This window comes from Haemophilus aegyptius (genome assembly GCF_900475885.1).
Taxonomy (GTDB): domain Bacteria; phylum Pseudomonadota; class Gammaproteobacteria; order Enterobacterales; family Pasteurellaceae; genus Haemophilus; species Haemophilus influenzae.
This window is the reverse complement of the sequence record NZ_LS483429.1, coordinates 703,397-715,754: the sequence shown is the minus strand read 5'-3', so window position 1 is coordinate 715,754 and position 12,358 is coordinate 703,397. Positions and strand designations below refer to the sequence as shown.

General features: G+C 36.7%; 10 protein-coding genes and 1 pseudogene. 5 read left to right on the top strand and 6 right to left on the bottom strand.

Annotated elements, in window-relative coordinates; all coding sequences use genetic code 11:
• Window positions 1–29: 29 nt before the first annotated feature.
• The 4 genes from tolA to ybgC all read right to left on the bottom strand — a co-directional run bounded on the left by tolA (window position 30) and on the right by ybgC (window position 2,767).
• Window positions 30–1,148 (bottom strand): cell envelope integrity protein TolA, encoded by a 1,119-nt coding sequence (gene tolA, locus DQN49_RS03730; protein WP_006995089.1) that lies wholly within the window; start codon window positions 1,146–1,148, stop codon window positions 30–32.
• A 15-nt stretch (window positions 1,149–1,163) separates the two neighbouring features.
• On the bottom strand, window positions 1,164–1,583 hold the full coding sequence (tolR, locus tag DQN49_RS03725) for a colicin uptake protein TolR (RefSeq protein WP_005649190.1): 420 nt from the start codon (window positions 1,581–1,583) through the stop codon (window positions 1,164–1,166).
• Window positions 1,584–1,653: 70 nt separating this feature from the next.
• Window positions 1,654–2,340 (bottom strand): protein TolQ, encoded by a 687-nt coding sequence (gene tolQ, locus DQN49_RS03720; protein WP_005649191.1) that lies wholly within the window; start codon window positions 2,338–2,340, stop codon window positions 1,654–1,656.
• 16 nt (window positions 2,341–2,356) lie between these two features.
• Window positions 2,357–2,767 (bottom strand): tol-pal system-associated acyl-CoA thioesterase, encoded by a 411-nt coding sequence (ybgC, locus tag DQN49_RS03715; protein ID WP_005649192.1) that lies wholly within the window; start codon window positions 2,765–2,767, stop codon window positions 2,357–2,359.
• Window positions 2,768–3,092: 325 nt separating this feature from the next.
• Here ybgC and DQN49_RS03710 point away from each other — a divergent pair, with 325 nt between their 5' ends.
• The 5 genes from DQN49_RS03710 to rnd are packed head-to-tail and all read left to right on the top strand — an operon-like array spanning window position 3,093 to window position 9,244.
• Window positions 3,093–5,015 (top strand): ATP-dependent DNA helicase, encoded by a 1,923-nt coding sequence (locus DQN49_RS03710; RefSeq protein ID WP_006995090.1) that lies wholly within the window; start codon window positions 3,093–3,095, stop codon window positions 5,013–5,015.
• Between the two features lie 12 nt (window positions 5,016–5,027).
• Window positions 5,028–5,738 (top strand): tRNA (adenosine(37)-N6)-threonylcarbamoyltransferase complex dimerization subunit type 1 TsaB, encoded by a 711-nt coding sequence (gene tsaB / locus DQN49_RS03705; protein WP_006995091.1) that lies wholly within the window; start codon window positions 5,028–5,030, stop codon window positions 5,736–5,738.
• Between the two features lie 24 nt (window positions 5,739–5,762).
• Window positions 5,763–6,314, top strand: coding sequence for a Slp family lipoprotein (locus DQN49_RS03700; protein WP_006995092.1), 552 nt, complete (start codon window positions 5,763–5,765; stop codon window positions 6,312–6,314).
• 42 nt (window positions 6,315–6,356) lie between these two features.
• Window positions 6,357–8,045, top strand: coding sequence for a long-chain-fatty-acid--CoA ligase FadD (fadD, locus tag DQN49_RS03695; RefSeq protein ID WP_006995093.1), 1,689 nt, complete (start codon window positions 6,357–6,359; stop codon window positions 8,043–8,045).
• A gap of 56 nt (window positions 8,046–8,101) precedes the next feature.
• Window positions 8,102–9,244 (top strand): ribonuclease D, encoded by a 1,143-nt coding sequence (gene rnd / locus DQN49_RS03690; protein ID WP_013526513.1) that lies wholly within the window; start codon window positions 8,102–8,104, stop codon window positions 9,242–9,244.
• Between the two features lie 42 nt (window positions 9,245–9,286).
• Here the strand turns inward: rnd and DQN49_RS03685 are convergent.
• Together DQN49_RS03685 and ychF are read right to left on the bottom strand one after the other, a co-directional pair.
• Window positions 9,287–11,171 (bottom strand): annotated as a pseudogene (locus DQN49_RS03685) (acyltransferase family protein).
• Between the two features lie 73 nt (window positions 11,172–11,244).
• Complete coding sequence (ychF, locus tag DQN49_RS03680; protein ID WP_005649212.1) at window positions 11,245–12,336, bottom strand: redox-regulated ATPase YchF; 1,092 nt, start codon at window positions 12,334–12,336, stop codon at window positions 11,245–11,247.
• Window positions 12,337–12,358 lie beyond the last annotated feature (22 nt).

Here is a 12,358-nt window from a genome sequence, read left to right as displayed (position 1 = left end):
AAAATTTAACAATAAATTTTTCTAAAGAATTATCGAATATCAAAGTCAATAATTGGTGATTTATATTTTTCATAAATTTCATCCGATGGCGCAGCTGGAACTTTTTTCGTTCTAGCCACCGCACTTAATGCAGCTGAACAAATATCATCAGAGCCTGAAATTTTTTGATACCCCAAGATTGCACCATCTCGACCTAATTGAATTTTAATACGACAAACCTTTCCTGCAAAACTTGGATCTTTTAAGAAACGACGTTGAATCTCTTTCTTAATTACACCTGCGTATTGATCCCCAACCTTACCACCATCGCCAGAGCCAAGTGCAGCACCGCTACCTTGAGTTCCACCTTTATTTATGTTTCCCCCTTTAGATGCACTGCCGCCACCAATATCTCCGCCATTTAAGAAATCATCTAGGCTTGCTTGATCTGCTTTACGTTTCGCTTCCGTAGCAGCTTTAGCTTCTGCATCAGCTTTTGCTTTTGCCTCCGCTTCAGCCTTTGCTTTAGCTTCAGCGGCGGCTTTTGCCTTAGCTTCCGCTTCTACTTTCGCCTTAGCTTCCGCTTCTACTTTCGCCTTAGCTTCTGCCTCTTGTTTTGCTTTTTGAGCAGCAATTTCTGCTGCTTTCGCTTTAGCCTCTTCTTCAGCTTGTTTTGCCGCAGCAGCTAAACGTTTAGCCTCTGCATCTGCTTTTAATTTTGCAGCTTCAGCCGCTTGTTTAGCCCTAGCCTCTTCAGCTTGCTTCTGTTTTTCCAACGCTTCTTGACGAGCTTGCTCTTGTTGTTTTTTTATTTCTTGCTGACGTTGCTGTTCTTGCTGACGTTTTAACTCTTCTTGTCGTTGAACTTCTTGTTGATGCTTAATCTCTTCTTGATTAGGCTCAGGTGGTTTTTCTTCCACAACAGGTTCTGGGCGTTTTTGTTTATCCGATTGCCCTTTTTTTTGTTGTTGAATACGCCCCCATTCCTGAGCAGCCGTACCCGTATCAACAATCACTGCCCCTATTACATCTCCTTCACCTTCTCCACCACCCATAATTTCAACGGTGTGATAAAGCGAACTTAAAATCAATAAGCCAAACAAGATAAAGTGCAAAAGGATAGAAATAGCAAAAGCATTGATTCCTTTCTTTTGTCGATTATTTTGCACGTGTTACCTACTTAGCTAAATGGGATTTGTCATTAAACCTACAGATTTAATGCCTGCAAGATGAAGTAAATTCAATGCCTTAATCACTTCTTCATAAGGCACTTCTTTAGCTCCGCCTACTAAAAATAGCGTATTATTATCCTTATCAAATTCCTGTCTAGATAATTGAGTAACCATTTCTTCTGTTAAACCTTCTTGACGTTCTCCGCCAATAGAAATCGCATATTTTCCAATACCTGCCACTTCAAGAATGACGGGGACTTTATCTTCATTAGAAACCTCTTGGCTTTGCACAGAATCAGGCAATTCAACTTGAACGCTTTGACTAATAATAGGGGCGGTTGCCATAAAAATTAACACTAAAACTAAAAGCACATCTAAAAAAGGCACAATATTAATTTCAGATTTAATTGCTTTACGCTGACGACGAGCCATATATTCCTCTAAAATTTTAACTTATTTTTACCGCACTTTTTCTTCAAAGTGCGGTCAATTTTCCCTATTTTTAGTGAGGGGCTTTACCAAAGGCTTGACGGTGTAAAATCGTCGTAAATTCATCAATAAAATTACCGTAATCTTGTTCAATGGCATTCACTCGTAAACTTAAACGGTTATAAGCCATTACTGCAGGAATTGCGGCAAATAAACCAATCGCAGTGGCAATCAACGCTTCGGCGATACCTGGCGCTACCATCTGTAACGTTGCTTGTTTTGCACCACTTAATGCCATAAAAGCGTGCATGATACCCCAAACAGTTCCAAATAAACCAATATAAGGGCTAACAGATGCCACTGTGGCTAAAAATGGAACTCGGTTTTCCAAACTTTCAATCTCACGGTTCATCGCAAGATTCATCGCACGCATTGTGCCTTTAATAATCGCTTCAGGTGCGTCTGGATTTACTTGTTTTAAACGTGAAAATTCTTTAAATCCCACGCAAAAAATTTGTTCGCTGCCCGTTAATCCATCGCGACGATTAGATAGCCCTTCATAAAGTTTATTTAAATCTTCTCCTGACCAGAAACGATCTTCAAACGTACGTGCTTCTTTTAAGGCATTCGTTAAAATACGGCTACGTTGAATAATAATTGCCCAAGATATGATTGAGAAAGAAATCAAAATCACAATTACCAGTTGCACAACAATACTTGCTTTTAGAAAAAGATCTAAAAAATTCAATTCTGCAGTCATTGCATACTCCGAAAAATTATTTTAAGTGATGAAACGCCGCTTTAACTTCTTTGGGAAACGCCACAGGTTTCATCTTGCCTAGATCAACACAGGCTACCTTAACAGTAGCCTTTGATAACATCAGGGTGTTGCGCATCAGTCTCTGTTCAAAAAGGATTGTAGCCCCTTTTACTTCTGAAACCTCTGTTTCCACCATAAGTAAATCATCCAATTTTGCTGCCACGCAATAATCAATGGCGAGCGTTTTGACAACAAATGCGAGTTGTTGTTCCTCTAGTAAGGTTTGTTGCGTAAAATTTAATGTACGCAAATATTCTGTTCTTGCTCGTTCAAAAAAATGCAAATAGCGAGCGTGATACACTACGCCACCTGCATCAGTATCTTCATAATACACACGAACAGGAAAAGAAAAGCAATTATCCAACATATTCTCACCCAATTGGTCGCAATAAGCCGTGTATTCTAGAACCAGTTTTTGGGATAAGCAAGCTATCTATGAAAAAACTCAATAAGATTTTATTCATTTTAAAACATCTAAAATTTTTACCGCACTTTTAGCCTGACTAGCAAAAGATAAGGTAATGACAAATCATTTTTAACCTTTCTAATTGAGCAAAATCTATTCAAAACATAACCGTTCTTTAAAAATAACCTCTATGTAATCTTAAGCCACCAGTATTTTTATTCTTGATATTTAGCGTTTCTATGCGACAATCTTTGCGGTTATTTACTTTAAAAATATGTTTTACTAGATGGATTACGAAAATCAAATTGCCAATATTTTCTCACTAAATGGCGAATTAAGCCAAAATATCAAAGGTTTTCGTCCTCGAGCTGAACAACTTGAAATGGCATATGCTGTAGGTAAAGCAATTCAAAATAAATCTTCTCTTGTAGTTGAAGCTGGAACGGGGACAGGAAAAACCTTTGCATATCTCGCGCCTGCTTTAGTTTTTGGTAAAAAAACCATTATTTCTACAGGATCTAAAAATCTTCAAGATCAGCTTTTTAATCGAGATCTTCCAGCTATTAAAAAAGCCCTTAATTTCACGGGAAAAATTGCGTTGCTAAAAGGTCGGGCAAACTATCTTTGTTTAGAGCGTTTAGATCAAGTGATTGCTCAAGGTGTGCTTGGAGATAAGTCTGTTTTAGCTGAATTAAGTAAAGTACGAAAATGGAATAATAGTACTAAAACAGGCGATTTCACAGAATGTATCGAGCTTGCAGAAGATAGCCCAATTATTCCTCAACTGACGAGTACAGCGGAAAGTTGTTTAGGCACCGATTGCCCTAATTATTCAGAATGTTATGTAGCAAGTGCGCGTAAAAAAGCATTAAATGCGGATTTGGTTGTAGTTAATCATCATTTATTTTTTGCTGATATGGCTGTGAAAGAAAGTGGTTTTGGCGAACTTATTCCAAATGCAGAAGTGATTATTTTTGACGAAGCTCATCAGTTACCCGATATTGCCAGTCAATATTTTGGTCAATCTTTAACATCACGCCAGCTTTTTGATTTGTGTAAGGATATTAATATTGTTTACCGCACAGAACTTAAAGATATGCAGCAGCTTGGCACAACATCTGATACCTTACTGAAAGTGGTACAAGATTTTCGTTTATTACTGGGTAATGGGAGTAATGTTCGAGGAAATTGGCGTGAGCTTTACACGCAAAGTGCGGTGAAAAAAGCCTTTGAATTATTACAAGAGAAAATAGATTTTTTATCTGAAGTAATTAAATTAGCACTTGGTCGTTCCCAAACTTTAGACAGTATTTTTGAGCGTGTTGAATCCATTAAAATCCAACTCAAACGTTTATCAGAAACAAATATTGTGGGTTATTGTTATTGGTATGAAGGAAATGGTCGCCAGTTTGGTTTACATATTACGCCATTGACGGTGGCCGATAAATTTGGTGCTCAGCTGGAAGCGAAAGAAGCCGCTTGGATATTCACATCTGCGACATTAGAAGTGGGGGGAACTTTTAATCATTTCTGCCAACGTTTAGGCATTGAAAATGCGACACAAAAAATTTTATATAGTCCCTTTAATTATCCTGAACAATCTTTGCTTTGTGTGCCTCGATATTTGCCGAATACCAATCAAGTGAATACATTAAATTCACTAGGCGAAATGTTATTACCCGTGATTGAAGCAAACAAAGGGCGTTGTTTTGTTCTTTGCACTTCTTATTCAATGATGCGTGGTTTAGCAGAATATTTCCGTGAAAAAAGTCATCTTTCGATTTTATTACAAGGCGAAACCTCAAAAGGCAAATTACTCGAACAATTTATAAAAGAAACGCATAGCGTTTTGGTGGCAACTTCTAGCTTTTGGGAAGGTGTAGATGTACGCGGCGATGCACTTTCTTTAGTGATTATTGATAAACTTCCCTTTACCGCGCCAGATGAACCTTTGTTGAAAGCTCGCATTGAGGATTGTCGTTTGCAAGGTGGCGATCCATTCAATGATATTCAAATTCCTGAAGCGGTAATTACCTTGAAACAAGGCGTTGGACGTTTAATTCGTGATGTTACAGATCGTGGCGTTGTGATTATTTGTGATAATCGATTAGTAATGCGCAATTATGGCGAAACTTTTTTGAAAAGTTTACCTAACTCAAGTCGTACCCGTGATCTCAACAAAGTGATACAATTCTTACAAAATAAGTAAACGAGAATAATAATGCAAAATTTAACTTTATTGGCGTTGGACACCTCTACTGAAGCCTGTTCTGTCGCTTTATTGTATCGTGGTGAGAAAACACATATTAATGAACTAGCCCAACGCACACACACTAAACGAATTTTACCTATGATCGATGAAATTTTGGCAAATTCGGGTTTAGGTTTAAATCAAGTTGATGCTTTAGCTTTTGGGTGCGGGCCTGGTAGTTTTACTGGTGTTCGTGTTGGTGCGGGGATTACACAAGGTTTAGCGTTTGGTGCGGATTTGCCTGTCATTCCAATTTCAAATTTAACCGCAATGGCACAGGCGGCATTTGAATTACATCAAGCAGAAAATGTTGTTGCAGCGATTGATGCGAGAATGAACGAAGTCTATTTTTCTCAAGTAGTGAGAGAAAAAGTGCGGTCAGATTTTGGGGAAGTTTTTCAATGGCGAGAAATCATTAGCGAACAAGTTTGTTCCCCTGAACAAGCAATTAAACAGCTTCGAGATGATAACACATTTAGAGTCGGGACAGGTTGGGCTGCTTATTCTCAATTTACTGAAAAAAATCTAACTGGCTCAGATATAGCATTACCTAATGCCTTATATATGTTAGAACTTGCACGGGTAGAATACTTGCAAAAACACACAATTTCAGCTTTAGAGATTGAACCGATTTATTTGCGAAACGAAGTTACTTGGAAAAAATTACCAGGACGTGAATAAGTTTAAATAACTGGAGGATAGAAAATGAAAGGAAAAATCACCTTATTTTTTACCGCACTTTGTTTCGGATTAACGGGCTGTATTGCACCACCAAAAGGGTTAGAAAAAGAGCGATTCTCAATTAATTCCTATCGCGAGATTTCTCCTCAGGATTTGACCTGTCATTGTAAAACAGTTCGACTTGGAGGAAAAATTATCAATACTACCGTTTTAGCAAATCAAACAAAAATTGAAGTGTTAAGTTTACCCGTATCATCAATTTCAGCTAAACCATTTGTTGAATTGCAATCCGATGGTCGCTTTATCGTGTATTTCAACGGTTTTGTTGAGCCTGAAAATTTAAAAGAACGTTATATTACTGTAGGCGGTCAATTAGCTGGAACAGAGAAAGGCAAAATAGAACAAGCTGATTATACTTATCCTGTTGTTCAAGCGGATAAATACCGTATTTGGACACTCAGTACCACCTATGATTATCCAACAGATGATTGGGATGAAGACGATGATTGGGGATTTTTTAGATGGAGATATCGCCCTTGGTATGTTCAGCCTGAAATTCACTATTATTTGAATTAAATGATAAAATCTTAAAGATTTTCCAACAAATTAGGATAAAAAATGGAAAAAATTTGGTTTCAAAATTATCCAGAAGGTTCTGAAAAATTTCTAGATACCTCAAAATATGAATCTATTTTGGATATGTTCGACAAAGCAGTGCGCGAACATCCAGATCGCCCCGCTTACATTAATATGGGGCAAGTACTTACTTTCCGTAAATTAGAAGAACGCAGTCGTGCATTTGCCGCATATTTGCAAAATGAATTTAAACTTCAACGTGGAGATCGCGTGGCATTAATGATGCCAAATTTATTGCAATATCCTATCGCACTTTTTGGTATTTTACGGGCTGGCTTAATTGCAGTAAATGTCAATCCTCTTTACACACCGAGAGAATTAGAGCTCCAGTTGCAAGATAGTGGTGCGGTAGCGATTGTCGTGGTATCAAATTTTGCTTCTACCTTGGAAAAAGTCGTTTTCAATACCAATGTTAAACACGTTATTCTTACCCGAATGGGCGATCAACTTTCATTTGGTAAACGTACTTTAGTCAATTTCGTCGTAAAATATGTGAAAAAACTCGTGCCGAAATATAAATTACCGCACGCAGTAACATTCCGTGAAGTATTGAGTATTGGTAAATATCGCCAATATGTTCGTCCAGAAATATCGCGTGAGGATTTAGCCTTTTTACAATATACTGGCGGTACAACTGGCGTGGCGAAAGGTGCGATGCTGACGCACGGAAATATTATAACCAATGTCTTCCAAGCAAAATGGATTGCAGAGCCATTTATTGGCGATCATTCTCGCACTCGTTCAGCTATTTTAGCCTTGCCTCTTTATCACGTATTTGCCTTAACGGTAAACTGCTTATTATTTTTAGAGTTAGGTATCACGGCGATTTTAATTACTAATCCGAGAGATATTGAAGGATTTGTGAAAGAGTTGAAAAAATACCGTTTTGAAGCAATCACTGGTGTGAATACCTTATTTAATGCCTTGTTAAATAATGAAAATTTCAAAGAAGTTGATTTTTCGGCTTTAAAACTTTCTGTAGGTGGCGGTATGGCTATTCAACAATCAGTGGCAACACGTTGGCACGAATTGACGGGCTGTAACATCATTGAAGGTTATGGAATGACGGAGTGTTCGCCATTAATCGCCGCTTGTCCGATTAATGTTGTGAAACATAATGGCACTATTGGTGTGCCAGTGCCAAATACGGATATAAAAATCATTAAAGATGATGGCTCTGATGCAAAAATTGGCGAAGCTGGCGAATTATGGGTGAAAGGCGATCAAGTAATGCAAGGTTATTGGCAACGACCTGAAGCAACGAGTGAAGTGTTAAAAGACGGTTGGATGGCAACTGGCGATATTGTCATTATGGATGAATCATATAGCTTACGCATTGTAGATCGTAAAAAAGATATAATTTTGGTTTCTGGCTTTAATGTCTATCCAAATGAAATTGAAGATGTCGTTATGCTGAATTACAAAGTGTCTGAGGCTGTGGCAATTGGTGTTCCTCACGCAGTTTCTGGCGAAACGATAAAAATCTTTGTGGTGAAAAAAGACGATAGTTTAACTCGTGACGAACTTCGCAACCATTGTCGTCAATATCTCACAGGCTATAAAGTGCCAAAAGAAATTGAGTTCCGAGACGAACTGCCAAAAACTAATGTTGGCAAGATTTTACGTCGGGTTTTACGCGATGAAGAGATCGCAAAACGTCCAAAACATTAATGTCAAAATGGGATAGCAATATCCCATTTTTGTTCTTTTCAAATAAAAAAATCACTATGATAAAAGAATGTCAAAATCCACCGCACTTTAGAGTCATTTCGGATAATGCTGCACTATTGGAAATTTGTAATTTGGCTCAGATGAAAAGTGCGGTTGCCCTAGATACAGAATTTATGCGTGTTTCCACTTATTTTCCTAAGCTGGGATTAATCCAGCTTTATGATGGCGAACGCGTCTCTTTAATTGATCCTTTAGCGATTACGGATTTTTCGCCTTTTGTCGCATTGTTATCCAACCCTAAGGTATTAAAAATCTTACATTCTTGTAGTGAAGATTTATTGGTTTTCTTACAAGAATTTGATCAGCTTCCACGCCCAATGATTGATACACAAATTATGGCACGCTTTCTTGGGCTTGGCACATCAGCAGGATTAGCAAAATTAGCACAACAATATTTAAATATAGAAATCGATAAAGGCGCAACTCGTACCAATTGGATCAAACGCCCCCTTTCTGATATTCAACTTCAATATGCCGCAGGCGATGTTTGGTATTTGTTGCCGCTTTATCATATTCTTGAAAAAGAGTTAGCGAAAACACCTTGGGAACAAGCAGTAAGAGATGATTGCGAACTTGTTCTTGCTAAAACGCATAAATTACAAGAACGAGATTCAGAAAAAGCGTATTTAGATATTCCAAATGCTTGGAAATTAAATCCATTAGAATTGTCTCGTTTAAGAGTTTTGGGGCAGTGGCGACAAAACGTGGCAATAGAACGTGATTTAGCACTTTCTTATATTGTGAAATCAGAACATCTTTGGAAAGTGGCAAAGAATAATCCACGCAATACATCTGAAATGTTGGAAATGGGATTAACTGAAAATGAAGTGCGTGTACGTGGTAAGAAAATTCTACAATTACTTTCTCAAGCAAGACGTATTTCGTCTAATGACTATCCAAAATCTATTGAACGTATTTCTGAAGATCCTCGTTATAAAAAAACAATTCGATTATTACAAGAAAAAGTGAATAGCCTAACACCAGAAGGTTTAGCCCCTGAAATCGTTGCAAGTAAACGCACTTTGGAAGAATTGATTAAATGGGTTTGGAAATATGATTGTTCTCAAGATACACTACCAGAGTTGCTGATTGGATGGCGAAAACCTATTGGTGAAAAGTTAGTTGATGAACTTAGGTAAATATAAAAAAGCGTTGGGCAAATAGCTCAACGCTTTTAGTTTTTACTCATAGAGTTTTTTCACTTGTTCAGGTGTCATCACTCGTTGGTATTTACTAAATTCTTTTGCCATATAGTAAGCACCAAAATTTGTTAGGTGATCTTGATCAGCGTACAAGTATTTTCCTTCTGCCATAACACTATCTTTTGGTAAATACTGTTGAGCATCTACCCAATAAACATTAGGAATATCTTTGACTAAATCATGAATAATTTTGTTACTCGCATCAATATCGCCCATTCTACGAATTGGTTCCAAATATTTTTCAAGTCCATAATTTTCTAATAAATAACCACGCAGCGGAGAACGACTTACTGAGCTATTATTAGCAAAAACATATACGGGCTTTTGCATCGCTAGTTGTTTCACTGTGTTTTTAAAACGCGCTTTAAAGTCTGGTTCAATGAAAGTTTCGGGTCTAAAACGAGGTACTGGCTGTCCGCCCATTCTCAAGTCATAAAATGCTGAAATAAATATCGCTTTATATTGAGAATCTTTCTGCCATACAGATTGGCAATTAGGATCTAATTGATATTGTTCATTCACAATAAAGCTACATTCAAATTTATCTTTGAAAATATCTGCTTTCCAGCCTTCTTTATTTCCCACATAGTTTAGAAAAGCTTCTAAATGTGAAGAATGAGAATCGCCTAAAATAATGACCTTAGCAGGATAATGATTTTCATTAGAAACAGGAATTGCTTGTTCAATATGTTCTTTTTCAGCTCGTATTGTTTGTCTTTTATAAAGATTAAATCCTAAGAGTAAAAGAGAAGGAATAAAATAAATATAAAGAAAACTTTGTTTAAAGTTTAGTTTCGATTTTCTAATTGGTTGTTCGATTAAATAATAACTTAGAACTGAAAAAATTATTGTTAATATTATTACTATAGCGATAGATTGATTATTAATTTGTTTTTCGCCCGTTATATAATAAGCAAACGCAATAAAAATCCAATGATATAAATAAAGAGAATAAGAAATTTTTCCAATAAACACTATTGCTTTATTAGATAAACATAATTTAACGATGTTATTTTGTGATGTGGTATGAATAATTAATGCTGTAAAAATACAAGGAAGAATTAAAGTAATACCAGGAATATATGCAATATTATTATTCATTAAAAATAAGCAGAAAAATAATAGTAATGTACTTAATATTGCAATAACATTGCTTGCTTGCTTGCTTGCTTGCTTGCTTGCTTGCTTGCTTGCTTGCTGAAAGATTATGATAAATTGCCAACAAAGATCCTACAAGTAATTCAGGAAATCTGAGATTAGAGAGATAATAAATATTAGGCTGATGCAATACTTCTTTGTAAAAGTTAGCTGAAACAAAAGATGTCGCAAGTAAAATAAAAAACAAAATTAGCGTTATAATAAATAATACTTTAATTTCTCTAAATTTTTTATAAGCTAAAATGAGGATAAGTGGAAAAATAAGATAGTATTGTTCTTCTACGGCTAATGACCAAATATGTAATACAGGGTTTTCATTCGCACTTAAATCAAAATAACCTTGTGTTAATCCTAGATAGAAATTAGATAGGAATGCAATAGCTAATTCAATGGTTTTTCTTAATTTATTGAAATCATTATAAATAAAAATAGCAGACGCAATGAAAGACACTAATGCCATCACTGTAATAAAAGCAGGATAAATTCGTTTAATACGTCGAGTATAAAATTGTTTAAGCGAAAAAGAATTCTGTTGAATTTCTGTGATAATAATACCCGTAATCAGAAACCCAGAAATAACAAAGAAAATATCCACCCCAAGAAAACCACCAGATAACCAGTTTTCATTAAGATGATAAATAATGACTGAAATAACAGCAATTGCGCGTAGTCCATCAATTTCTGGACGATATTTAATAGATGACATAATATTCCTTTAATAAAAATATAAACCGCACCTTGATTTATGCGTCAAAAGTGCGGTGATTTTTTGTGTGTTTTTATACGTTGAATCGGAAATGCATTACATCGCCATCTTGTACGATGTAATCTTTGCCTTCTAAACGCCATTTACCTGCTTCTTTTGCACCGTTTTCACCGTTGAATTGGATAAAGTCTTCATAAGCGATAACTTCTGCTCGGATAAAGCCTTTTTCAAAGTCAGTGTGGATTACAGCTGCTGCTTTTGGTGCGGTTGCGCCGACTGAAACTGTCCAAGCTCGTACTTCTTTTACGCCAGCAGTGAAATAAGTTTGAAGATTTAAAAGCGCATATCCTGCACGAATTACTCGGTTCAATCCTGGTTCTTCAATGCCTAAATCTTGTAAAAACTCGACTTTTTCTTCATCATCAAGTTCTGCAATTTCAGATTCAATCGCAGCACATACTGGAACAACCACTGCCCCTTCTTTTTCAGCAATTTCACGAACGCAATCTAAGTATGGATTATTTTCAAAGCCATCTTCATTTACGTTTGCGATATACATTGTTGGTTTTAACGTTAAGAAGTTGTAACTCTTGATTGCTTGCAATTCTTCTTTATCTAACCCAACAGAACGAATCATTCCAGCATTTTCCAGCACAGGAAGGATTTTTTCCATAACGGAAAGTTCAAATTTAGCTTCCTTATCGCCACCTTTGGCACGTTTTTGTAAACGTTGGATCGCTCGTTCACAACTGTCTAAGTCTGCTAAGGCTAATTCAGTGTTGATAGTTTCAATATCATCAAGCGGATCAATTTTCCCTGCAACGTGTACAATGTCATCGTTTTCAAAACAACGCACTACGTGACCTATCGCATCGGTTTCACGAATATTAGCGAGGAATTTGTTACCCAAGCCCTCGCCTTTACTTGCTCCCGCAACTAAGCCTGCGATGTCCACGAATTCCATCGTGGTAGGTAATATGCGTTCAGGCTTAACGATTTCTGCCAATGCATCTAAACGTGGATCTGGCATTGGCACGACACCCGTATTTGGTTCGATAGTACAGAATGGATAGTTTGCGGCTTCAATGCCAGCTTTAGTGAGTGCGTTAAAAAGAGTAGATTTGCCGACATTTGGCAATCCCACAATACCACATTTGAATCCCATAATTTTTCCCTTATTTTGAGTA